23 protein-coding genes are annotated in these 21,869 nt (G+C 74.4%); 7 read left to right on the top strand and 16 right to left on the bottom strand.

Going from position 1 to position 21,869, the window contains the following annotated elements:
- Positions 1 to 3: 3 nt before the first annotated feature.
- The 4 genes from GA0070614_RS22710 to rsmD form a co-directional block, all read right to left on the bottom strand.
- Positions 4 to 567: a YceD family protein gene (locus GA0070614_RS22710; protein ID WP_088977864.1), complete on the bottom strand. Its 564-nt coding sequence runs from the start codon at positions 565 to 567 to the stop codon at positions 4 to 6.
- Positions 568 to 677: 110 nt separating this feature from the next.
- Positions 678 to 1,175, bottom strand: coding sequence for an SPFH domain-containing protein (locus GA0070614_RS22705; RefSeq protein WP_088977863.1), 498 nt, complete (start codon positions 1,173 to 1,175; stop codon positions 678 to 680).
- A 151-nt stretch (positions 1,176 to 1,326) separates the two neighbouring features.
- Entirely contained in the window at positions 1,327 to 1,815 is a 489-nt protein-coding gene (gene coaD / locus GA0070614_RS22700) for a pantetheine-phosphate adenylyltransferase (protein ID WP_088977862.1), read from the bottom strand.
- Entirely contained in the window at positions 1,812 to 2,375 is a 564-nt protein-coding gene (rsmD, locus tag GA0070614_RS22695; RefSeq protein WP_088977861.1) for a 16S rRNA (guanine(966)-N(2))-methyltransferase RsmD, read from the bottom strand. The genes coaD and rsmD overlap by 4 nt, the downstream gene beginning before the upstream one ends.
- Before the next feature lie 315 nt (positions 2,376 to 2,690).
- Here rsmD and GA0070614_RS22690 point away from each other — a divergent pair, with 315 nt between their 5' ends.
- Entirely contained in the window at positions 2,691 to 3,953 is a 1,263-nt protein-coding gene (locus GA0070614_RS22690; protein ID WP_088977860.1) for a hypothetical protein, read from the top strand.
- A 291-nt stretch (positions 3,954 to 4,244) separates the two neighbouring features.
- Here GA0070614_RS22690 and GA0070614_RS22685 read toward each other — a convergent pair whose 3' ends face one another.
- The 3 genes from GA0070614_RS22685 to GA0070614_RS22675 form a co-directional block, all read right to left on the bottom strand.
- Positions 4,245 to 5,177 carry a serine hydrolase domain-containing protein gene (locus GA0070614_RS22685; RefSeq protein WP_088977859.1) on the bottom strand — a complete coding sequence of 311 codons (933 nt, stop codon included), beginning with the start codon at positions 5,175 to 5,177 and terminating at the stop codon, positions 4,245 to 4,247.
- 61 nt (positions 5,178 to 5,238) lie between these two features.
- The gene (gene recG, locus GA0070614_RS22680; RefSeq protein ID WP_088977858.1) at positions 5,239 to 7,440 is read right to left on the bottom strand and encodes an ATP-dependent DNA helicase RecG; all 2,202 of its coding nucleotides are present in this window, start codon (positions 7,438 to 7,440) and stop codon (positions 5,239 to 5,241) included.
- Positions 7,437 to 9,056, bottom strand: a complete 1,620-nt coding sequence (locus GA0070614_RS22675) for a DAK2 domain-containing protein (RefSeq protein WP_088979594.1) — start codon at positions 9,054 to 9,056, stop codon at positions 7,437 to 7,439. Before GA0070614_RS22675 ends, recG begins: the two co-directional genes overlap by 4 nt.
- Positions 9,057 to 9,382: 326 nt before the next feature.
- Here GA0070614_RS22675 and rpmB point away from each other — a divergent pair, with 326 nt between their 5' ends.
- Together rpmB and GA0070614_RS22665 are read left to right on the top strand one after the other, a co-directional pair.
- Complete coding sequence (gene rpmB / locus GA0070614_RS22670) at positions 9,383 to 9,574, top strand: 50S ribosomal protein L28 (protein WP_088963534.1); 192 nt, start codon at positions 9,383 to 9,385, stop codon at positions 9,572 to 9,574.
- Between the two features lie 209 nt (positions 9,575 to 9,783).
- A complete protein-coding gene (locus tag GA0070614_RS22665; RefSeq protein WP_088977857.1) occupies positions 9,784 to 11,040 on the top strand; it encodes an ATP-grasp domain-containing protein in 1,257 nt (418 codons plus the stop codon).
- A gap of 198 nt (positions 11,041 to 11,238) precedes the next feature.
- Here GA0070614_RS22665 and GA0070614_RS22660 read toward each other — a convergent pair whose 3' ends face one another.
- Together GA0070614_RS22660 and GA0070614_RS22655 are read right to left on the bottom strand one after the other, a co-directional pair.
- Positions 11,239 to 11,700 (bottom strand): GNAT family N-acetyltransferase, encoded by a 462-nt coding sequence (locus GA0070614_RS22660; RefSeq protein ID WP_088977856.1) that lies wholly within the window; start codon positions 11,698 to 11,700, stop codon positions 11,239 to 11,241.
- Positions 11,701 to 11,728: 28 nt separating this feature from the next.
- Complete coding sequence (locus tag GA0070614_RS22655; RefSeq protein ID WP_088977855.1) at positions 11,729 to 12,667, bottom strand: thiamine-phosphate kinase; 939 nt, start codon at positions 12,665 to 12,667, stop codon at positions 11,729 to 11,731.
- Positions 12,668 to 12,830: 163 nt separating this feature from the next.
- On the opposite strand from GA0070614_RS22655, the gene GA0070614_RS22650 reads away from it, so the two are divergent.
- Both GA0070614_RS22650 and GA0070614_RS22645 read left to right on the top strand, forming a co-directional pair.
- Complete coding sequence (locus GA0070614_RS22650) at positions 12,831 to 13,064, top strand: Lrp/AsnC ligand binding domain-containing protein (protein WP_013284547.1); 234 nt, start codon at positions 12,831 to 12,833, stop codon at positions 13,062 to 13,064.
- Positions 13,065 to 13,700, top strand: a complete 636-nt coding sequence (locus GA0070614_RS22645; protein ID WP_088977854.1) for a DUF3515 family protein — start codon at positions 13,065 to 13,067, stop codon at positions 13,698 to 13,700.
- Positions 13,701 to 13,899: 199 nt separating this feature from the next.
- Here GA0070614_RS22645 and GA0070614_RS22640 read toward each other — a convergent pair whose 3' ends face one another.
- Positions 13,900 to 15,000 carry a D-alanine--D-alanine ligase family protein gene (locus tag GA0070614_RS22640; protein WP_088977853.1) on the bottom strand — a complete coding sequence of 367 codons (1,101 nt, stop codon included), beginning with the start codon at positions 14,998 to 15,000 and terminating at the stop codon, positions 13,900 to 13,902.
- Between the two features lie 149 nt (positions 15,001 to 15,149).
- Complete coding sequence (locus tag GA0070614_RS22635) at positions 15,150 to 15,377, bottom strand: hypothetical protein (protein WP_088977852.1); 228 nt, start codon at positions 15,375 to 15,377, stop codon at positions 15,150 to 15,152.
- Positions 15,378 to 15,648: 271 nt separating this feature from the next.
- On the opposite strand from GA0070614_RS22635, the gene GA0070614_RS22630 reads away from it, so the two are divergent.
- Together GA0070614_RS22630 and GA0070614_RS22625 are read left to right on the top strand one after the other, a co-directional pair.
- On the top strand, positions 15,649 to 16,494 hold the full coding sequence (locus GA0070614_RS22630) for a helix-turn-helix domain-containing protein (protein ID WP_088977851.1): 846 nt from the start codon (positions 15,649 to 15,651) through the stop codon (positions 16,492 to 16,494).
- Between the two features lie 2 nt (positions 16,495 to 16,496).
- Positions 16,497 to 16,697 (top strand): DUF397 domain-containing protein, encoded by a 201-nt coding sequence (locus GA0070614_RS22625; protein WP_088977850.1) that lies wholly within the window; start codon positions 16,497 to 16,499, stop codon positions 16,695 to 16,697.
- Between the two features lie 78 nt (positions 16,698 to 16,775).
- Here the strand turns inward: GA0070614_RS22625 and GA0070614_RS22620 are convergent, their stop codons facing one another.
- The 5 genes from GA0070614_RS22620 to GA0070614_RS22600 all read right to left on the bottom strand — a co-directional run bounded on the left by GA0070614_RS22620 (position 16,776) and on the right by GA0070614_RS22600 (position 21,793).
- The gene (locus GA0070614_RS22620; protein WP_088977849.1) at positions 16,776 to 17,828 is read right to left on the bottom strand and encodes an ROK family protein; all 1,053 of its coding nucleotides are present in this window, start codon (positions 17,826 to 17,828) and stop codon (positions 16,776 to 16,778) included.
- A 98-nt stretch (positions 17,829 to 17,926) separates the two neighbouring features.
- A complete protein-coding gene (locus GA0070614_RS22615; RefSeq protein ID WP_172892484.1) occupies positions 17,927 to 18,712 on the bottom strand; it encodes a putative protein N(5)-glutamine methyltransferase in 786 nt (261 codons plus the stop codon).
- A 136-nt stretch (positions 18,713 to 18,848) separates the two neighbouring features.
- The gene (locus GA0070614_RS22610; protein WP_088977847.1) at positions 18,849 to 19,985 is read right to left on the bottom strand and encodes a cystathionine gamma-lyase; all 1,137 of its coding nucleotides are present in this window, start codon (positions 19,983 to 19,985) and stop codon (positions 18,849 to 18,851) included.
- Positions 19,986 to 20,040: 55 nt separating this feature from the next.
- Positions 20,041 to 21,045: an NAD(P)H-dependent glycerol-3-phosphate dehydrogenase gene (locus GA0070614_RS22605; RefSeq protein WP_088977846.1), complete on the bottom strand. Its 1,005-nt coding sequence runs from the start codon at positions 21,043 to 21,045 to the stop codon at positions 20,041 to 20,043.
- A gap of 22 nt (positions 21,046 to 21,067) precedes the next feature.
- The gene (locus tag GA0070614_RS22600; RefSeq protein ID WP_088977845.1) at positions 21,068 to 21,793 is read right to left on the bottom strand and encodes a lysophospholipid acyltransferase family protein; all 726 of its coding nucleotides are present in this window, start codon (positions 21,791 to 21,793) and stop codon (positions 21,068 to 21,070) included.
- Positions 21,794 to 21,869: the final 76 nt, after the last annotated feature.

The raw sequence follows: 21,869 nt of genomic DNA, 5'->3' as shown, positions 1-21,869 counted from the left end.
TTCCTACTCCTCTGTACGGTTCAGTTGCGACAGGCCCGCCCAACGCGGGTCGATCTGCTGGTGGCTGTGGTCGGCCGGCAGATCGTCCCAGTGCACCCCACACTCGGGGCACAAGCCTGGGCAGTCCTCCCGGCAGAGCGGGTTGGTCGGCAGCGTGAGCACCACCGCGTCCCGCAGCGCCGGCTCCAGGTCGATCAGATCGCCCTGCATCCGGCCCACCTCGTCCTCGTCGGTCGTCTCGTCCGTGGTGCTGTCCTCGTACGCGTACAGCTCCTGGACGTTCACGACCACCGAGTCGTTGATCTCACGCAGGCACCGGCCGCACTCGCCCCGGACGGGACCGCTGATGGTCCCGGAGACGAGCACGCCCTCGGACACCGACTCCAACCTCAGGTCGAGGTCGAGGTCCGCGCCCTCCGGCACGCCGATCAACTCCACGCCGAGGTCCGCCGGTGCCGGTGCGACCCGCTTGACCGTACGCATCGCACCAGGCCGACGCGGCAGGTCCCTCGTGTCGAGGACCAGCGGCGACCTGGGGTTCAGGTTCGATGGCGAGTGCTTGGGCATAGTCAGACTCCGGCCGGTGAGAGGCCGACAAAAAAGGTTACCTGGGCGACCGCCGCACCGTCGAACCGGGGGCGGACGCCCTCGGCTCATGTCGGCTGGTGAGGTGCCGCTCAGAAGGGTAGCGGGCGCTCCGCCTCGTCCCCGGCGAAGGTGCCGATCTCACGCAGCGCGTGCATCTTGTCCCGGCCACGCTCTATCGAGGCCAACGCCCGGGTCAGGAACTGCTCGAAGTTGGCCAGCGCGGTGTCTACGTAGTCGTCGACCTCGTCGCGCAGCCGCTGCGCCTCGGCCCGGGCCTCGGCGATGATCCGGGCGCCCTCGTGCTCGGCGGAGACCGTGATCTCGTTCACCGAGACCAGCCGGGCGTGTTCCGCCTCACCCTCGCTGATGATCCGGTCGGCCTCCCGCTTGCCGGCCTCCATGATCTTGTCGCGCTCCTCCAGGAGGGCGGCGGCCCGGCGCAGGTCGGCGGGGAGCTCGGCGCGCAACTCGTCCAGGGCCGCGATCATCTCGCCCCGGTCGACCATGCAGTTGTTGCGCGACATCGGTACGGAGCGGGCCTGCTCCACCATGGCGATCAGTTCGTCGATGCGATCGAGCGGGTCCACCGGTACCTCACTCCTGTCGTCCGTCGGCCGACCTACATGATGCGGGCTCCGGCCGGTCTCCCGCTCCACACATGATGTCGTGTGCGGGCGAACCTCGCCCCTTCCGCCCCGGCGCGTCGCGTGGCGGCGACCCGGGGCCGACGGGTACGGCTCAGCCGCGCGACGCCGGGCCGATGCGCGCCTGGAGCGCCTCGCGGACCCGGTCCGGCACGTGCGCGGAGATGTCCCCACCCCACTTCGCCACGTCCTTGATCAGGCTGGAGGAGAGGAAGGAGTAGAGCGGGTTGGTGGGCATGAAGAGCGTCTCGACCCCGGCCAGGCCGATGTTCATCTGCGCCATCTGCAGCTCGTAGTCGAAGTCGCTGACCGCCCGCAGGCCCTTGATCAGCACGCTCGCCTCCTGCGCCCGGCAGAAGTCGACCAGCAGGCCACGGAAGGACTCGACCCGGACGTTGTCGTACGAGGAGGTCACCTCGCGGAGCATGTCGATCCGCTCCTCGACGGTGAACAGGCCGCTCTTCGACTGGTTGACCAGCACGCCGACGATCACCTCGTCGAAGAGCCGGCTGGCCCGTCCGATGATGTCGAGGTGTCCGTTGGTGACCGGGTCGAACGAGCCGGGACACACCGCACGTCTCATGATCGGCGACCGTACCAAAGGGTGGTCTCGCCGTAGCGGCGACTGCGCTCGCCGGTGACGCCTTCCACCCAGGTGACCGGTCCGGTGCGGCTGGACCGCTCCACCACCACCAGGGCGTCCGGGGCCAGCCAGTCGTGCGCGACCAGCGCGGCCAGCATCGCGGTGACCTCGGCGTCGGGCAGCGCGTACGGCGGGTCGGCGAAGACCACGTCGTACGGCTCGCCGCCGGGGCCGGCCGCGAGCACCCCGGCCACCTTGCCGGTGACCAGCCGGGCGGCCGGCGCGGCCCGCAGCGTGGCCACGTTCTCCCGGATCACCCGGGCGGCGCGCGGATCGGACTCGACCAGCAGCACGTGGCCGGCGCCCCGGGAGAGCGCCTCCAGGCCGACGGCGCCGGAGCCGGCGTACAGGTCGGCGACGCGCGCGCCGACGAGGTCGACCTCGGCCTGCACCGCGCTGAACAACGCCTCCCGCACCCGGTCGGAGGTGGGTCGGGTGCCGGCGCCGGGTGGCGCGGCGATCCGCCGCCCGCCGAGCGTGCCGGCCACGATCCGGGTCACGGTCTCCCCCTGCTCATACCGATGACGCTACGCGACGGCCGGGGCGGGTCGGGCGAGACGGTGCGTGCCGGCCGAGTGGCGTGATGATCACGATCGGTACATCAATGATCTCAGATTCATAACATCATTCTTAGCCCTTCCTGAGCGCTGTGACGCGGACGGCGATCCCACTAGGGTCGGCCGGGTGCCGGCGACGCTGCGCCGGCCGCGCGGCGCCGGGGAGGGCGCCGTCGCGGGACACGCCGCAGGCGACCGCGACCAGCCGCCGCCACCCCACCCGCCGCACCCTGACGCTTCTTCACCCCGGGAGTACGCGTGATCCGTCCCCAGCTGTCGCCCCGGCGACCGCTCGCCGTGGCCGCCGCCGCACTGGCCGGCCTCGCCACGGCACTCGCCTTCACGGCGCCCGCGAGCGCCACCAACACCTCGCCCTCGCCGTCGGCCTCGCCGACCGCGACCACCACCGCGACGCCGACCACCCCGTCGGAGCCGGCGCCGACCTGCGTCAAGGCCGCCGACGCGAAGTACACGCACACCTTCGACGGCCCGAAGGGCACGGCCTCGATCACGCTGACCAACGGCCCGCTCTGCGCCGGCGAGGAGCAGGAGCTGGCCCTGGTGTCGTACGTGACGCCGTCGGCGAAGTTCGCCGTGCCGCAGTACGTGCTGGACAAGTCGGTCAAGAAGTTCACCGGCGTGGGCGAGGGCGAGCTGGGCCTGGCCACCCTGGACTTCACGGTCGAGGTGCCGAACTGCTACACCCAGGTCGACTTCGTCTTCGGCAGCACGATCATCGACCCGCTGACCGACACCAGCGACCGCTACGGCGACCGCAAGGTCGGCAGCAAGAAGGGCATCGGCTCCCGGTCCACCGGCCCGCAGGCCTGGTACAACGGCGGCTCCGGCACCTGCACCGCCGTCCCCGAGGTCATCGCCGAGTCCGACTGCGAAGGCACCGTCGAGCTGACCCTGGTCAACCGCACCGGCAACGCGTCGGCCGAGTTCACCATCACCGGCAGCAACGGCTTCACCGAGAAGGTGACCGTCCCCATGCGCAAGATCGAGACCCGCAAGCTCACCCCGGGTCAGGCGCAGGAGATCACCGTCACCGCGCCGGGCATGAAGGACTTCACCGGCGGCTGGGCGAAGCCCGAGGACTGCCAGCAGCCCGAGGTCGGCGTCCCGGACGCCAACTACGAGTCCACCTGCGACGAGATGATCTTCCGGATCACCAACCCGGAGGACGGCGTCACGCTGACCTCGACGTTCACCCCGAGCAAGGGCGAGGCCAAGACGCTGACCGTCGAGCCGGGCCGCACCGGCACCGTCAGCTTCAAGGCCGGCAAGGGCTTCACCGTCACCGTCACCGGTGACCTCGACTCCGGCGGCCCGCTGGCCTGGGATCAGCCGGAGGGCTGCGAGGACGGTGGCACCGGCGGCGGCGAGCCGGAGGAGCCCGGCCTGCCGGTGACCGGCGCGGCGGCCGGCGGCATCGCCGCGGGCGCGCTCGCCCTGCTGGCGGCCGGCGCGGTGCTCTTCGTCGTCGCGCGTCGTCGACGGATCCGCTTCACCGCCTGAGCGACACCTGCCTGACCGCCGGGGGCGCGTCGACCGAAGAGGTCGACGCGCCCCCGCGCGGTTTCCGGGCCGGGCCCGGCGGCTCGGGCGTGCCGGCCGAGCCAACCCGGATCGGGGACGCGCGCCGGGCTCGGGGACGCGCCGACGGCACCCGAACGGACGCGCCGCGGACGGACCCGCCGCGGACGGGCACCTCCCGACGGGCGCGCCGCGGACGGACCCGCCGCGGACGGGCATCTCGCGACGGGGACTCCGCAGGCGCGCCACCGCCACGTGCGGCCTCGACGTGTGTCAGCGCGGCGCGAGCGCCACCGACGCCAGCGCCGGATCGACCTCGGCCTGGTTGGTCAGCAGCACCAGGCGACGGTCCGACTCCGGCAGCCACGCCGCGAGCGACTTGAAGCCCAGGTTGTACCCGGAGTGGTGCACCGCCGGCTCACCGGCCAGCTGACCGAGGAAACAGCCGTATCCGTAGGCGTCGCCGCCCCTGGTCGGGGTCGTCGCGTGCGCAGTGGTCATCGCCGCCACCGACGCGGGGGTCAGCAGTCGCCCCCGGCGCGGCACGTCGAGCCAGGTGAGCAGATCCGGCCCGGTGCACCAGACGTCGCCCGTGCCCTGGTTGACGACGTCGAGGTCCCAGGAGGGCACCGGGCTGCCGTCCTCGTGGCCCACCGCCACCTCGGTGCGGTCCACCGGCGTGCCGGCGAAGCTGCCGGTCATCCCGAGCGGCCCGAACACCTCCTCGTCGAGGACGGCGGCGTACGGCCGGTCGGCCGCCCGCGCGACGACGCGGGAGAGCAGCACGTAGCCCGGGCTGCTGTACCGCCAGCCCTCGCCGGGGGCGAAGAACGGCGCGACGGCGGCGAAGGCGGCGAGCAGGTCGTCCGGGTCGGCCGGTCCGGCCAGGTCGATCGTCGGGTAGTCCGACCAGTGTCCGATCCCGGACGTGTGGGTCAGCAGGTGGTGCAGCGTGATCCCGGACCAGTGCGCGGGCGTGCCCGGCAGCCAGCGGGCGACCGGATCGGTCAGGTCGAGGGCCTTGCGCTCGGCGAGGAGCAGCACCGCCACCGCGGTCATCTGCTTGCTGATCGACGCGATCTGGAACCGGGTGGCGCGGGTGCACGGCACCCCGGACGTGTCGTCCGCGGCACCGCCCACCTGCTCCAGGACGAGGTCGTCGCCATGGGCCAGCAGGAGCACGCCGCGGGTGAGGGGAACAGCCATCGGCCGAGCCTAGGCGCGGGCGGCCGGCCCGTGGGGGCACGCTCCACGAGGGACGGCGGCGTCAGCCCTTCTCCAGGTACTCCGCGCGTTCCTCGTCCACCAGCGCGGCGACCGAGGCGGCCAGCGCGGGATGCCGCTCCAGCTCCGGGTCCTCCGCGATCAGCGCCTGCGCCTCGGCGCGGGCGTCGCGGATCAGGTCGGTGTCGCGCAGCAGCGACAGCAGCCGCAGGTGCGACCGGCGACCCGACTGGGTCGCGCCCAGCACGTCACCCTCGCGACGCTGTTCGAGGTCGAGTTCGGCCAGCTTGAACCCGTCCGTGGTGGAGGCGACCGCGTCGAGGCGTTCCCGGGCCGAGGAACCCTCGGCCGCCTCGGTGACCAGCAGGCAGAGCCCGGGGGCGCTGCCCCGCCCCACCCGGCCGCGCAGCTGGTGCAGCTGGGAGACACCGAACCGGTCGGCGTCCAGCACGATCATCACGGTGGCGTTGGGGACGTTGACGCCCACCTCCACCACCGTGGTGGCGACCAGCACGTCCAGGTCACCGACGGCGAAGGACCGCATCACCGCGTCCTTCTCGTCGGCCGGCAGCCGGCCGTGCAGGACGCCGATCCGCAGCCCGTGCAGCGGGCCCTCGGCGAGCAGCGGGGCGACCTCGGTCACCGCCAGCGGCGGCCGTCGGCCGCTGTCGTCCTCCCGGGGCGGCTCCTCGTCGGAGACCGGGCCCTCGCCGATCCGGGGGCACACCACGTACGCCTGGTGCCCGGCCGCGACCTCCTCGCGCAACCGGCGCCAGGCCCGGTCCAGGAAGGCGGGCTTCTCGGCGGCCGGCACCACGTGCGAGGCGATCGGCGAGCGCCCCTGCGGCAGTTGGGACAGGGTGGAGGTCTCCAGGTCGCCGTAGACGGTCATCGCCACCGTGCGCGGGATCGGGGTCGCCGTCATCACCAGCACGTGCGGCGGCTGCTCGGCCTTGGACCGCAGCGCGTCGCGCTGCTCGACGCCGAAGCGGTGCTGCTCGTCGACCACCACGAGGCCGAGGTCGGCGAAGTCGACCCCCTCGTAGAGCAGGGCGTGGGTGCCGAGCACGATCCCGGCCCGGCCCTCGGCGACCTCCGCCAGCGCCCGCCGCCGAGCGGCCGCGCCGAGAGAGCCGGTGACCAGCTCGACCCGGGTCGCGTCGTCGGCCGCGCCCAGCTCACCGGCCTGCGCGAGCGGGCCGAGCAGCTCCAGCATGCCCCGGTGGTGCTGGGCGGCGAGCACCTCGGTCGGGGCGAGCAGCGCCGCCTGCCCGCCCGCGTCGACCACCTGGAGCATGGCCCGCAACGCCACCACGGTCTTGCCGGAGCCCACCTCGCCCTGGAGCAGCCGGTGCATCGGATGCGGGGTGGCCAGGTCGGCGGCGATCTCGACGCCCACGTCCCGCTGGCCGGGGGTCAGCTCGTACGGCAGCCGGGCGTCGAACGCGTCGAGCAGCCCACCGCGCTTCGGCGGGCGGGCCTTCGCCGGCCAGGACGCCGCCCGCGCCTTGCGCTGCACCAGGGTGAGCTGCACCGCGAACGCCTCGTCCCACTTGAGCCGACGCCGGGCCCGGTACAGCTCCTCCTTGCTGGACGGGCGGTGGATCTCCCGCAGCGCGGCGCCGATGCCGACCAGGTTGCGGCTGGCCCGCACGGCGGCCGGGAGCGGGTCGTCCGGCGGGGTGAAGGTGTCCAGCACCACCCGCACGCAACGGGCGATGACCCAGGTCGGCACCGCCGCGGCGGCCGGGTAGACCGGGATCAGCGCGCCGGCGAACTCCTCGACCTCCTCGTTGGCCGCCGCCTCGCCGTCGCCGCCCTCGCCGAGCAGGACGTACTCCGGGCCGTTGAGCTGCCGCTTGCCCCGGAACTCGGTGACCTTGCCGGCGAACAGCCCCCAACGCCCGGGACGCAGCTCCCGCTCCCGCCACGCCTGGTTGCCGAAGAAGGTGCAGGTCAGCACACCGCCGGAGCCGTCGCCGACGGTCACCTCCAGCAGGTTGCCCCGGCGCTGGCGCATCGGCCGCACCGCGGTGCGCTGCACCTGGGCCAGCACGGTGACCTGTTCGCCCACGTCGAGCGACCGGATGTCGGTGTGCTCGCCGCGCTCGTCGTACCGGCGGGGGAAGTGGTAGATCAGGTCACCGGCGGTGTGCAGGTCGAGGTGGCCGGCCAGGGCCTTGGCCGTCCGCTCCCCGACCAGCTTCTTCAGCGGCGTGTCCACCGTCGACGGCTCGCTCGTCATTCGACCCCCACCAGCAGCGGATAGTGCGGCTGCCCGCCCGGGTACGCCTGCACCTCGACGAAGGGCCAGCGCCGGGCGACGTGGGCGCGGACCGCCTCGGCGAGGCCGTCCGGGGCGTCCTCGCCGGTGAGCAGCGTGACCAGTTCGCCACCGCCGCCGAGCATCCGGTCGACCACGGCGACGCAGGTGTCGACGAGGTCGGCGCCGATCAGGTGCACCTCCCCCTCGACCAGGGCGAGCACGTCACCGGGGCGGCACGGGCCGGCCACGGTCAGCGCCTCCCGGCTGGCCCGGCACACCTCGGCGTACCGGCAGGCGCCGGCGGCCTCGGCCATCGCGATGACGTCGTCCTCGAAGCGTCGCTGCGGGTCGCGTACGGCGAGCGCGGCGAGCGCCTGCACCGGCGAGCGGGTCGGCACCACACTGACCTTGACGCCCAGGGCGTGCGCCTCCTTCGCGGCGGCGCTCGCCACGGCCTGCGTGTTCGGGTCGTTGGGCAGCACCACCACCCGGGCCGCGGCGGTGGCCCGGACGGCGTCCAGCAGCTCCCCGGTGGACGGGTTGCCCGGCACGACCGTCGCGCCCTCCCCGGCGAAGAGCTCCGCGATGCCCGCGCCGGCCGCGACCACCACGGCCGCCCGGCCGTCGGTGGCGGGCCCGGGCCGTGGGGCCGGCGGGGCCTGGTCGGCGAAGCGGGTCACCGAGATCCGGTACGGCCGGCCGGCGACCACCCCGGCCTCGATCGCCGCGCCGACGTCGTTGACGTGCACGTGCACGTTCCAGGTGCCGTGCGACTCCGCCCCGTCGCCGACGATCACGAGGGAGTCGCCCAACGCGTCCAGCGTCTCCCGCATCCTCGACACCGCCTCGTGGTCGGCGTCGAGGAGGAACTGCACCTCGTAGGCGTACTCCTCGGAGCCGGTCTCGCGGACGGCGGTCAGCGGCGGGCGGACCGCGCGGGTCAGCGGCGCCGGCCGGGGCGGGCTCTCCCCGGTGACCACCTCGACCAGCGCGTCGAGCAGCAGGCAGAGCCCCCGGCCGCCGGCGTCGACGACGCCGGCCCGGGCGAGCGCGGGCAACTGCTCCGGGGTACGGGCCAGGGCGCGCGCCGCCTCCCCGGCAGCCGCCCGCACGACCGTGCGCAGGTCGTCGGTGTCGGCCTGCTCGGCGGCGGTCGCGGCGGCGGCGACCACGCTGAGCAGGGTGCCCTCCACCGGCCGGGCGACGGCCGCGTACGCCGCGGTGGCGGCGTGGCGCAGCGCGCGGGCCAGTTCCCGGCCGCCGACGGGTGAGACGTCGGCGAGCGCGTCGGCGAAGCCGCGCAGGATCTGCGACAGGATCACCCCGGAGTTGCCCCGCGCGCCGAGCAGCGCCCCCCGGGCCATCAGCCGCAGCGCGTGGCCGTGCGGGGTGTGCCCGTCCTCCGGCAGGGTGTCCAGGTCCATCGCGAGGGCCTGCTGGGCAGAGGTGAGGGTGAGCACCATGTTGGTGCCGGTGTCGCCGTCCGGGACGGGGTAGACGTTCAGCCCGTCGATCTCGCCCTGGTGGTGCCGGAGCGCGATGAGCCCACCGGCGCACCAGCGGCGCACCGCGGCGGCGTCGAGGGTGTCCAGCACGGCGAGAAGCCTACTGTCGCGCACCGACACCCGCCGGGGTCGGCCGTCCCCACCCGGCGTGTCCGAGGTCCCGGCCGGCGGGGCGGGCGCGGACCGGCACGGCGGACGCCGGTCGCGCCCGGGGTCCGGCCGGCGGTAGTCTGGGGCCGTCCCTCCGTCGGTCTGCGCCACGGGGGCGTGGTCGCCGCGGACGGTGACCGCCGTCACGCCGACGCCTGCGGGCCGGGCCGGTTGGTCCGGGGTGGGAGTCATCGGGTAACCTGGCCAGGTTGCCCGGGCAGCGCCTGCCGGCGACCTCATGAACGTTTCAATCCCAGGAGTATCCCGTGGCTAGCGTGTGCGACGTCTGTGGCAAGGGGCCGGGCTTCGGCCACAACGTGTCCCACTCGCACCGGCGGACCAACCGCCGCTGGAACCCGAACATCCAGTCGGTGCGTACCCCGGCCGGTGGCGGCAACACCAAGAAGATGCAGGTCTGCACCTCGTGCATCAAGGCCGGCAAGGTCACCCGCGCCTGACGCGGTAACGCCTCCAGCTCGAAGATTCGCCAGCACCGGCGGGCCGTCACGGTCCGCCGGTTCTGTCGTGTCCGGGTACGCCCGCAGCTGCTTCTGACCGGTCGGCGACTCGTCTCTCGACCGGCCCCGGGCACCCGACTAGCGTCTCCCCCGCCGGCCGGCGGGGGCACGTCCGCACCGGCTCCCTGCGCGCCCACGGAGGACGACCGGTGCACCTGGACCTCGCCCCGGAGGAGATGATCCTCTTCGGGTCCCCCGTCGGCATCCTGCGCTGGCTCGACGAGCAGCTCCCACCGTCGCGCATCGTGCTCGTCGAGGAGCCGGACGTGATCCGGCGGCGCGACCTCGACCGGCTCGCCGCCCGGTTGCCCGTCGTCTCCCGCACGGTCGCCGCCGAGTACCAGACCGGGCTCGACGTCGACGCGCTGCTCGCCCGCGAACCCGGCCTGACCGCCGCCCGGCTGGTCGTGCCCGGCACCGAGTACGCCGTGACCGCCGCGGCCCGGCTCGCCGACCGGCTCGGCCTGCCCGGCGCCGGGCCACAGGCCGCCGAGGTCTTCACCGACAAGCACCGGATGCGCCGGACCGCCACCGCGGCGGGGCTGGCGAATCCGGCGTACGCGCTGGTCACCGACCCGCGGGAGGCGGCGCTCTTCGCCGACCGCTTCGGCGGGCGGTGCGTGCTCAAGCCGACCCGCCGCGCGGGCAGCCTGGGCGTGCAGCTGATCACCGACCGGGAGCAGATCGACCCCGCCTGGGCGGCCACCGCCACTCCGGAGGAGTCGCCGGAGGCCACCGACCGGGGCCTGCCCAGCGAGGTGCTGGTCGAGCAGACCCTCGTCGGCCCGGAGTACAGCGTCGAACTGCTGGTGGCCGACGGCGAGGTGCTCTTCGCCAATGTCACCGACAAGCGGGTCCTGCCCGGCCGCCGCCCGGTCGAGACCGGGCACACCGTGCCCTCCGCGCTGCCCCCGCCACAGCAGTCGGACCTGGTGACGGTGGCCACCCGGCTCGCCCGGGCGGCCGGCTTCGGCACCGGGGTGCTGCACAGCGAGTGGATCGTCGCCGACGGGACGCCGACCCTGGTGGAGTGCGCCGCCCGGCTGCCCGGGGACATGATCACCGCGCTGATCGCGGCCGCGTACGAGTGCGGGTTCATCGGCGCGTACCTGGACGTGCTGCGCGGCGGGCGCCCGACGCTGCCGGCCCGACCCTCCGGCGCGGCGGCGGTGGAGTTCCTGCTCGCCCCGCCCGGGACGGTGACCGCCGTCGACGGGGTACGCGACGCGCTGCGCGCCCCCGGGGTGCTCTCCGTCGAGCCGGACGTCCGGGTCGGCGACACCGTCGGCGAGCTGGTCTGCTCCGCCCGGCGCGGCGGTCACGTGCTCACCTGGGGCACCGACCCGGCGGAGGCGACGCGGACCGCCCGGCACGCCGCCGGACTGGTCCGGATCAGCGTCGGCTGAGCCGCTCCCGGCCCGCCGCCGGCCGGTTCTGAGCAGGGCGCGCCGGCGGCCGGTGGTGAACGGGCTGGGCCGGCGGCCGGTACCGAGCGGGCCGCCCGGCGATCGGTGGTGGCTGGACCTGCGACCGGTGCTGGGCTGGGCTGGGCGGGCTGGGCCGGCGGCCGGTGGCGGGCGCTCCGGCCGAGGTGCGGTGGGGCGTCAGAGGACCCGGCCGAAGGAGAGGCAGCCCGGCGCGTCCTTGTAGAACCCGAAGTTGGGGATCGGGTCGTACCCGGCCGAGGTGTACATCGCGATCGCCTCGGGCTGCCGGTCGCCGCACTCCAGGATGATCCGCTTGCGGCCGTGGTCCCGGGCGGACCGCTCGACGGCGGCCAGCACGGCGCGGGCGACGCCCCGCCCCCGGGCCGCCGGGGCGGTGTACATCCGCTTCAGCTCGGCCGTGTCGTCGTCGTGGCTGCGCCAGCCGCCGCACCCGACCGGCTCGCCGTCGAGGTATGCGACGAGGAAGGCGCCGTGCGGCGGGACGAACTCGGCGGCGTCGACCGGGGTCTCGTCGCCGCTGCCGCCGTACCGCTGGCCGAGGTCGGCCAGGGCGGCACGGATCAGCGCCTGCGCCACCGGCGCGTCGAAGGCCCGCGGGTGAATCTCGATCTCACTCACCGGTAAAGGGTACGACCGGGACCGGCCGTTACCGGAAGTGGTCCCAGCCGGCCGGGCCGTCGTACCCGACCCCGTCGACCGTCACGCCCTCGCCCTCGACCACCCGGCCGACCGGGCGCCACTCGGCCGGCAGGGCCACCGACCGGGGGAACGTCGCCGCCAGCGCGTGGTCGTCGCCACCGGCGAGGATCCACGAGTACGGGTCGACGCCGAGCGCCTGCGCGGCGTCACGCATCTGCCGGGGCACCTCGAAGGCGTCCCGGTGCAGGTCGATCCCGACCCCGCTGGCCTTCGCCACGTGACCGAGATCGGCCAGCAGCCCGTCCGAGACGTCGATCATGGCGGTGGCGCCGAGTCGGGCCGCGTGCGGCCCCGCCGCGTACGGCACCTCCGGCCGCCGGTACGCCTCGACCAGCAGCCGGGGGGTGCGGAACCCGCGGGAGAGCACGGTCAGCCCGGCAGCCGCCCAACCCGTCCGCCCGGCCAGCGCCACCACGTCCCCCGGCCGGGCGCCGGAGCGGACCACCGGGGCACGCCCGTCGAGGTCCCCCAGCGCGGTGACCGCGATGGTCAGGGTGGGGCTGGCCGACATGTCCCCGCCGACCACGCTCGCCCCCACCAGGGCCGCCTCCGCGCCCAACCCGTCGGCCAGCCCTTCGGCCCAGGCGGTGTCCAGGTCCGCCGGCATGCAGAGGGCCACCAGCAGCGCGGTGGGGGTGGCGCCCATCGCGACGATGTCGGCCAGGTTCGCCGCCGCCGCCCGGTGCCCGACGTCGACCGCGCCGGACCAGTCCCGGCGGAAGTGCCTCCCCTCGACCAGCACGTCCGTCGAGGCCACCACCCGCCGGTCCGGCGCCGCGACCACCGCCGCGTCGTCACCCGGGCCGAGCAGGCAGCTCGGCCCGTGCTCCAGGCGGGCCGTCACCCGGTCGATCAGTCCGAACTCGCCCACACCCGCGACCGTCATGCCGTCCCCTCGCCGCGCTCGTCCATGCCCGTCCCCTGCCGTCCCGCCACCACGTGTGCTCGCTCACCGCTTCCAGGCGGCCACCGATAGGGATCACCCCTGCTCCGTAAGGTAGTTTCACCCTTCGGGCCGCCCACGGGCGGCGGCGGACGGAGGTCGAGTCGTGGTACAGGCGTACATCCTCATCCAGACGGAGGTCGGCCGGGCGCGTGACGTGGCCGGTCTGATCGCGGACCTTGCCGGCGTGGTCCGGGTCGACGCCGTCACCGGGCCGTACGACGTGGTGGTGCTCACCGAGGCGAACACCGTCGACGAGCTCGGCAAACTGATCGTCAGCAAGGTGCAGATGGTGCCCGGCATCACCCGCACCCTCACGTGTTCGGTGGTGCGCCTGTAAGTGGACGAGAACACTTCCACCTCCGTTGCCGGGGTCGACCGCGAGCAGCCCGCGAAGGGCGCCCGGCGGCCCAAGGATCCGGCGACCCGCAGGGCGGCGCTGATCGCCACCCTGGTCGCGGTGCCGATCACCGTCGCGGTCGCCGGGATCACCTTCGCCCGGCTGGCGCCGGACACCCCGGCCGCCGCGCCCAGCCCCACCGCGACGACCGCGCGGGCGCAGGCCACCACCCCGGTCGAGATGGCCGCCCCGGCACTGGACGCCCGTCCGACCGTCGTCTGCCGGGCGCTCATGTCGCAGCTGCCCGACTCCGTCCGGGAGCTGAAGCAGCGGCCGGTCACCGCCGGGCCGGAGCAGAACGCCGCGTACGGCGACCCGGCGCTGACCGTGGCCTGCGGCGGCGCCGAGCCGACCGTGGACGCGACCGCCGACGTCTGGACGGTCAACAAGGTCTGCTGGTACGCCGAGCAGAAGTCCGACGCCACGGTGCTCACCACCGTCGACCGGGAGACCGCCGTGACGGTCACCGTGCCGCTGTCGTACGAGCAGCCGTTGCAGTGGGTCACCCCGATCTCCGACACGATCGTCGCCTCGGTCCCGTCCGGCGGCGCGGTCCCGGCCGGCTGCCGAGCCTGACCCCCGCCGACTCCCACCGCGCCGGCGGCGGGCACCGTGCCGGCTGCACTTTCAGAGAAAATGTGGCTATCCGGAGCGAAACAGCCACACTTTCTCTGAAAGTGTGCGGATCTTGAGCGCGGTGGGGTCTGGGCGCGGTGGGGCGCCCGCGGCGCCTCGGGCGCGGTGGGGTCTGGGCGCGGTGGGGGTGGCCGGGGGGTCAGCGGGGGCCGGTGTCGTGGTGCAGGGCGGTGCGGATCAGGCGGTTGACCAGCTTCGGGTACTCCAGGCCGGAGGCCGCCCACATCCGGGGGAACATCGAGGTCGGGGTGAAGCCCGGCATCGTGTTGATCTCGTTGAGGTAGACGTCCAGCTCGGGCGTGACGAAGAAGTCCACCCGGGCCAGCCCGGAGCAGTCCAGCGCGGTGAAGGCGCGGGTGGCGTACTCCTGGACCCGGCGGGTGACCTGATCGGGCAGGGTGGCCGGGATGTCGTACTCGCAGGAGTCGTCGATGTACTTGGCCTCGAAGTCGTACCAGTCGTGGCCGGAGACGACCCGCACCTCGGCCAGCACGGACGCCTCGGGCGCGCCGCCGGCCTCGCCCTCCAGCACGCCGCACTCGATCTCCCGGCCGACGATCGCGCCCTCGACCAGCACCTTGGTGTCGATCTCCCGGGCAGTGGCGACCGCGGCGTCGAGCTGGGACCAGTCGTCGACCTTGGTGATGCCGAAGGACGAGCCGGCCCGGGACGGCTTGACGAAGACCGGCAGGCCGAGGCGCTCCTTGTCCTCCTCGCTGAGCGTCATCCCGTTGCGCAGCACCGCGTACGGCCCGACCGGGATGCCCTCGACGGCGCAGAGCTTCTTGGTGAACTCCTTGTCCATCGCCGCGGCGGAGGCGAAGACGTTCGCCCCGACGTACGGGATGTCGGCCATCTCCAGCATGCCCTGGATGGTGCCGTCCTCGCCGTACGCGCCGTGCAGCACCGGGAAGACCACGTCGACGTCGGCGATCGCGCGCGGGCCCTCGGCGGGGTCGAGCACCATCAGGCCACCGGCGGTGGGGTCGGCGCGCAGGACCAGTTCGGCGCCGGAGCCGGCGGTGATCTCCGGCAGCTTCCGGTCGGCGATGGCGAGCCGGCTCGGGTCGCCGCTGGCGAGAACCCACTGCCCCTGGCGGGTGATGCCCACCGGCACCACCTCGAACTCGTCCGGGTCGAGCGCGGCGAGCACGCTGCCGGCGCTGACGCAGGAGATGCCGTGCTCGGGGCTGCGGCCGCCGAAGACGATCGCCACGCGGGTCTTGCCTGGGGTGGTCACTGGGTCACCTCTCGGTACGCGACTGCCGAGCCGCCTGCGGCGCGCTCACCCGGTTGACCTTACTGTGGGTGGCGGCGGGCCGATGGTGATACCCGGGAGGAGCTGAGCCTCCCTCGCAAACGGTCACCCGGACCGATACGGTGCGTGACCTACCTGTCCGGGCAGGTGTGCCGGCCGCGACCGACCGCGATCACCTTCACCCGTTGCCGGCCGGCGCGGACCATGCCCAGGGCCATGAACGCGCCGGCGATCCGGTCGGCGGCCTCCCGGCTGCTGGCGCCGACCACCTGGCGGCGCCGCTCCGGGGAGGTGCGCTCGTTGCGGACCTCCCCCTCCACCGGACGGACGTCGGTGAGCACCACGAGGAACCGCGTCATCGCCGCTCGCCAGGACATCCGCTCGACCTCATTCCGACGTCTCCCTCCAGCGTGGACGGTGGCGGCGCGGGGTGGCACGTGGCGATCGGGTACGGGGGAGTAAACCCGATCACCACGCGCCCCATCCCCTCCGGTCGCTCACCATCGCCGTCGCCACGACAACCGTTGGTGAGGACGCCATCACAGATTGACAGGTGGACAGGCGTGAATGCAACTCTCATCGACGTTCTCTCATGCGCACTTTCCCGAAGACATATGTCACCATCGACGTATGGCTCCCAAGACCGCCCGGGCGCGACGGCTGGGCATCGCCCTGCGCACCCACCGGGAGGCGGCCGGCCTCACGCTGGAGGCCGCCGCCGACGAGATCAACAGCACCCGCAGCACGCTCTCCCGCTACGAGAACGCGCAGACGCTGGTCAGCCCCGCCACCGTGCGCGCGCTGCTCAGCCTCTACGGCGTCGGGCCGGACGAGATCGCCGCGGCGGTGCAGCTCGCCAAGGACACCCGCAAACCCGGCTGGTGGGTGCCGTACTCACACCTGCTGGACAAGCGCACCATCGACTTCATCGCGCTGGAGGCGGAGGCGACCGGCATCGCCAACTTCGAACCCTCGGTGGTGCCCGGGCTGCTGCAGACCGCGGACTACATCCGGGGCGTGATGCGCGGCGGCCCGCACACCCTCAGCGACGACCAGGTCGAGCAGCGGGTGCAGCTACGGCTGGACCGGCAGCAGCGGATCACCGCCGACGACCCGCCCATCTTCGACGCGATCATCGACGAGGGCGCGCTGCTGCGGCCGGTCGGCGACCGCGCGGCGATGCAGGGTCAACTGCGGCACCTGCTCAAGATGGGCGAGCTGCCGAACGTGACCGTGCAGGTGATCCCCCTGGCGGCGGGTTACCACCGGGGCACCCGCGGCTCGCTGCACATCCTGGAGTTCGCCGACCCCGAGGATCCGCTGATCGCCTCGGTGGAGACCGTCGCCGGGCAGATGGTCCTCGACCGCCCGGGTGACCTGCGTACCTGCACCAAGATCATGGAACACCTGCGGACCGTCGCGCTCAGCCCGGCGGACAGCCGCGACCAGCTCGTGCAACTGTTGAAGGGACGGTAGAGATGACACCGACGATCAGCGCGGCGCTGGCCACGGCCGCGTGGCGCAAGAGTAGCCACAGCGGCGACGAGGGGGCCTGCGTGGAGCTGGCGACCGTGCCGGAGGCCGTGGCCGTACGCGACTCCAAGGACCCCGCCGGCCCGGTCCTGCTCTTCCCCCCGGCCGCCTGGGCCGCCTTCGCCGCCGCCCCGCCCCGGCGCTGACCCGACCCGGGTCCACGGGACGGCTCAGGAGGTCCGCGTCCCCCGCACGGCCCGGTGCGGGGGACGCGGACCTCCTGCTCAACCGGGCAGCGGAGCGGGGGCGCGGGTGGCCGGCCGCAGGGCGGTGAGGGCGGCGATGGCGACGCCGCGGGCGCCGGCCATGTCCCGGTCGGGGACCAGGGCGAAGGTCGCGACGGCGGCCTGCTCCGCGCGGAGCACCGTGTGCTCGCGTACGGTCGCCAGGAACCAGTCCCGGAACTCCGGCGCCGCCTCCACCACGCCGCCACCCACGAAGTACGCGTGCGGGTCGGCGACGTTGGCCGCGATCGTGAAGAGCCGGCCCAGCGCGGCGGCCTGCTGGGCGAAGACCTCCCGGGCCAGCGCGTCGCCCCGCTCGGCGTACCCCCGCAGCAGCTTCGCGGCCCGGTCGGCCGGCTCCGCCGCGAGCGGGTGGTCCGGGTACCGGGTCAGCCAGTACGGCAGCAGGTTGCGCCGGATCGCGGTCAGCGAGGCCACGCTCTCCGCGTCCCCGACGAACCCGCAGGCGCAGGTCGGGACCGGCTGCTCCGGGGCGAGCAGCCCGGTCAGCGGGATGTGCACGTGCCCGAGTTCACCGGCCATCCCCGCCGCCCCGGTCAGCACCCGGCCGTCCACCACCACTCCCCCGCCCAGCCCGGTACCGACGATCGCCGACACCGAGGAGCGGGCCGTCGCCTCGGCTCCGAAGTGGACGTGGTGGGCGTAGAGCGCCGCCGCGTTGCCGTCGTTGTGGTACACCACCGGCAGGCCCAGCCGCCGCTGCAACGCGCCCCGCACGTCGAAGCCGTGCCAGGCGGCCTGGGCGAAGTTCGTCGACCCCCGCGACGAGATCACCCCGTCGGCGCTGGCCGGCCCCGGGGTGTCCAGCCCCACCGCCCGCACCAGCGCCCTCGGCACGCCGGTGTGGGCGAGCGCCCCGTCCAGCGCGCGGGCCATCGCCTCGACCGCCGCCTCCGGGCCGGCCCCCACCTCGCTGGGGATCTCCAGCAGCCCGTCGACCAGGAACCGCCCGTCGACGGTGAGGACGGTGGCGTTGTTGCTGGTCCCACCGTTGTCGATGCCGACCACCACCGGCACGTCCGCGCTGTCCATCGCCCGCCGCCTCCCGCCCCGATCCTGATGCGAGGCTAGTTCCCGCTCCCGGGCCCCGCCACGCCCGGAGGACCCGAACCGGCCGGCCCGAGCGGCGGTCAGCCGGGCCGGCGGGCGGTGACGGCGGTGGCGTCCCACTCCGGCTCGTGCCACACCCGCGGCGCCAGGCCCAGCCCGGTCATCGTCGCGCAGAGCGCGTCGGCCTGGCCGTCGCTCACCTCGACCACCAGGTGACCGCCGGGGGCCAGCCAGTCCACCGCCCCGGCCGTCACCCGGCGCAGCACGGCCAGCCCGTCCGCCCCGCCGTCGAGCGCCGCCGGCGCCTCGTGCAGCCGCGCCTCGGCCGGCATCAGCGCCACCGCCTCCGTCGGCACGTACGGGGCGTTGGCCACCACCAGGTCGAGCCGGCCCCGCCAGGTGGGCGGCAGCGGGTCGTACAGGTCGCCGTGCAGGACCGGGACGTCCCGGCCGGCGAGGTTGCGCCGGGCGCAGGCCACCGCGGCCGGGTCCAGGTCGACGGCGACCAGCCAGCGCGGGGTGAGCCGCGCGGCGAGCGCCAGGGTCGTCGCGCCCGACCCGCAGCACAGGTCGGCCACCGCGGGCGCCGGCCCGGTGACCGACACGGCGGCCTCCACCAGCAGGGCGGTACGGGCGCGGGGCACGAAGACGCCGGGCGCGACGGCGACCCGCAGCCCGCAGAACTCGGCCCAGCCGAGGACGTACTCCAGCGGTTCGCCGCCGACCCGGCGGTCGGTCAGCGCGGCCAGCGCGTCGGACGAGTCGACGGCGGCGATGAGCAGGTCCGCCTCGTCCTCGGCGTAGACGCAGCCGGCGGCGCGCAGCCGCGAGACGAGGGCGGGACGGTCAGGGTGGAAGGACGTCACGGAATGCCTCTCGGGAACGCTCGTCGGCGCTCCCGCCGTCACCCGCGCGGTGACGGGGACCCGGAGGGCAGCGCCGGTCCTGCTGTCTGGCGGATCGGACTCACCTCCTCCGGTCGGGACCCCTGCGGGTCGGAGATCACGATAGCGGACCGGCCGGCCCGGCGGCGTCCAGCGCGGCGGCGATGTCGGCCACCAGGTCGGCGGTGTCCTCCACCCCGCAGGAGAGCCGGACGAAGCCGGGCGCGGTGTCGTCGCCCCACTGCGCCCGCCGGTCGGCGGTGGTGTGCAGGCCACCGAACGAGGTGGCGGCGGCGACCAGCCGGGACGCCTCGACGAACCGGGACACCCGCGCGGCGTCACCGAGGTCGAAGGAGAGCACCCCGGGCATCCGCCGCATCTGCGCCGACGCCACCGGGTACGCCGGGTCCTCCGGCCGGCCGGGCCAGCGCAGCCCGGTCACGTCGGCGCGCCCGGCGAGCAGCTCGGCGACGGCCGCCGCGTTGGCCGACTGCCGGGCCAGCCGCAGGTCCAGCGTGGCCAGCGACCGGTGGGCGAGCCAGGCGTCGAACGCCCCGGTCACCGCGCCCGTGGTGGTACGCCAGGCGGTCAGCGTCTCCAGCAGCTCCGCCGAGCGGGCCGCGACGTAGCCCAGCAGCAGGTCGGAGTGCCCGGTCAGGGCCTTGGTGCCGGAGGCGACGACCAGGTCGGCGCCGAGGTCCAGCGGACGCTGCCCGAGCGGGGTGGCGGTGGTGTTGTCGACCACGACCAGCGTGCCGGCGGCGTGCGCCGCGGCGGCGAGCGCGGCGACGTCGGCCACGTCCAGCCCCGGGTTCGCCGGGGTCTCCAGCATCAGCAGCCGGACGCCGTCGAACGACGGGTACGGCCCGGCGGTCGGCACGAACCCGACGGAGACGCCGATGCCCTCCAGGGTGGCCGTGGCGAAGGCGCGGACCGGGAAGTACCCGTCGGCGGGGAGCAGCACCCGGTCGCCGGGGCGCAGCAGGGCCAGCAGCAGCCCGGTGATGGCCGCCTGCCCGCTGGCGAAGACCCGGCAGTCGCCTCCCTCCAACTCACCGATGGCCGCCTCCAGCAGCCGGCGGGTGGGGTTGTCCGGCCGGCCGTAGCCGTTCGGGCTCGCCGCCGGCCCCTGCCACGGGTCGAGGTGGTACGGCGCGGCGAAGACCGGCCCGGGCAGGAACGGGTCGCCCGGGGCGGGCTCGGGCAGGCCGGCGTGCACGCAGCGGGTGCCGTCGTGCCACTGGTCCGCGCTCACGGTGCCACCTGGGTTCGCGACTGCGGGGCTCGCAACACCGGCTCACTCCTCGCGCTCACTCGTACGACTCCGGCTTGGCGGTACGGCTCATCAGGGCGTCCACGGCGAGTCTCGGGTCCATTCCCTCGTGGCAGATCCGTTCGATCTGCTCGGTGATCGGCATCTCCACCCCGTGCGCCCGGGCCAGGTCCCGGATGGCCAGGCAGCTCTTCACCCCCTCGGCGGTCTGCCGGGTGGCCGCCTGCGCCTGCTCCAGGGTCTCCCCCCGGCCCAGGTGCTCGCCGAAGGTGCGGTTGCGCGCCAGCGGCGACGAGCAGGACGCGACGAGGTCGCCCATGCCGGCCAGGCCGGCGAAGGTGATCGGGTCGGCGCCGAGCGCCACGCCCAGCCGGGCGGTCTCGGCGAGCCCTCGGGTCATCAGCATCGCCCGGGTGTTGTCGCCGAAGCCCATCGCGGTGGCGATCCCGTACGCCAGGGCGATCACGTTCTTGACCGCGCCGCCCAGCTCGCAGCCGATCACGTCGTCGTTGGTGTACGGCCGGAAGTACGGGGTGCGGATGGAGCGCTGCACCAGCTCGGCCCGGCGGGCGTCGGTGCCGGCGACCACCGTCGCGGCCGGCTGCTCGGCGGCGATCTCGGGGGCCAGGTTGGGGCCGGAGACCACCACCACCCGGTCCGGGGTGACCCGGGCCGTCTCCACGATCACCTCGCTCATCCGCCGGGTGGTGCCCAGCTCGATCCCCTTCATCAGGGAGACCAGGGTCGAGTCGGGGGCGAGGTGCGGGGCCCAGTCGGCGAGGTTGCCGCGCAGCGTCTGCGACGGCACCGACAGCACCACCAGCTCGGCGCCGGCGATCGCCTTGGCGGCGTCGCCGGTCGCGGTGACCCGCTCGGGCAGCCGCATGTCGGTCAGGTAGTCCGGGTTGCGCCGGTGGGTGCAGATCGCCTCGGCGACCGACTCCCGGCGGGCCCAGATCGTCACGTCCCGGCCGGCGTCGGCGAGGATCTTCGCGAAGGCGGTCCCCCAGGAACCCGCCCCCAGCACCGCCACATGGCTCATGCCGTCACCTCGCTGCGCTCGCTCATTCGGTCACCTCGGGAGTACGCGGACGGGCGGGACGTTCCCACAGCGGAGGGGGCGTGCCGCCCCGGATCTCGGCGAGCTGGTCACGCAGGGTCAGCATGATCTCGTCGGTCATCGCTTCCAGCACGGCCCGGGTCGGCGTCGCGCCCGCCCAGCGGCTCAGGTCCACCGGCGGGCCGGCGACCACGGTCACCGGGGTGCGGGGCCGCAGCCCGAAGCGGTTGGTACGCGGGTCGAAGAGCTTCTCCGGCCCCCACATCGCCACCGGGACCACCGGGGCGCCGGTGGCCAGCGCCAGCCGGGCCGCCCCGGTCTTGCCCTTCATCGGCCACAGCTGCGGCTCGCGGGTGATCGTCCCCTCCGGGTAGATCACCACCGCGCCACCGGCGTCGAGGGCGGCGACCAGCTTGTCCAGGGACTTCACCGCGTGGACGGTCTCCCGCTCCACCGGGATCTGCTTGCAGCGGTGCAGGATCCAGCCGATCACCGGCACCCGGAACACGCTGGCCTTGCCGAGGTACTGCGGCCAGCGTCCGGCCTCGTAGATGAAGTGCGCGGAGACCAGCGGATCGGCGTGCGAGAGGTGGTTGGGCACGATGATGATCCCGCCCTCGCGGCGCAACTGCTCGGCGCCGCGCCAGGTGCGCCGGGTCCAGAGCAGCATCACCGGTTTGACCAGCACCACGGCGAATCGTTGCCAGAAGCCCAGCCTGCGCCGTGTCACCCTGCCTCCTCGTCGCCCCGGACCCCCGCGGTGTGGCCCGCAGCGGAAATCATGCCTGCTCGCCCCGGGTCCGGCC

It is taken from the genome of Micromonospora coxensis (genome assembly GCF_900090295.1).
Lineage (GTDB): Bacteria > Actinomycetota > Actinomycetes > Mycobacteriales > Micromonosporaceae > Micromonospora > Micromonospora coxensis.
The sequence above is the reverse complement of the archived record's forward strand: the minus strand, read 5'-3'. Positions and strand labels throughout refer to the sequence as shown.

Bases quoted from the DNA above. Each gene is read 5' to 3' on its own strand.
- GA0070614_RS22710 (WP_088977864.1), bottom strand. From the start codon at position 567: ATGCCCAAGCACTCGCCATCGAACCTGAACCCCAGGTCGCCGCTGGTC.
- coaD (WP_088977862.1), bottom strand. From the start codon at position 1,815: ATGAGACGTGCGGTGTGTCCCGGCTCGTTCGACCCGGTCACCAACGGA.
- GA0070614_RS22685 (WP_088977859.1), bottom strand. From the start codon at position 5,177: ATGGCTGTTCCCCTCACCCGCGGCGTGCTCCTGCTGGCCCATGGCGAC.
- recG (WP_088977858.1), bottom strand. From the start codon at position 7,440: ATGACGAGCGAGCCGTCGACGGTGGACACGCCGCTGAAGAAGCTGGTC.
- GA0070614_RS22655 (WP_088977855.1), bottom strand. From the start codon at position 12,667: ATGACGGTCGCGGGTGTGGGCGAGTTCGGACTGATCGACCGGGTGACG.
- GA0070614_RS22635 (WP_088977852.1), bottom strand. From the start codon at position 15,377: ATGACGCGGTTCCTCGTGGTGCTCACCGACGTCCGTCCGGTGGAGGGG.
- GA0070614_RS22630 (WP_088977851.1), top strand. From the start codon at position 15,649: ATGGCTCCCAAGACCGCCCGGGCGCGACGGCTGGGCATCGCCCTGCGC.
- GA0070614_RS22625 (WP_088977850.1), top strand. From the start codon at position 16,497: ATGACACCGACGATCAGCGCGGCGCTGGCCACGGCCGCGTGGCGCAAG.
- GA0070614_RS22620 (WP_088977849.1), bottom strand. From the start codon at position 17,828: ATGGACAGCGCGGACGTGCCGGTGGTGGTCGGCATCGACAACGGTGGG.
- GA0070614_RS22605 (WP_088977846.1), bottom strand. From the start codon at position 21,045: ATGAGCCATGTGGCGGTGCTGGGGGCGGGTTCCTGGGGGACCGCCTTC.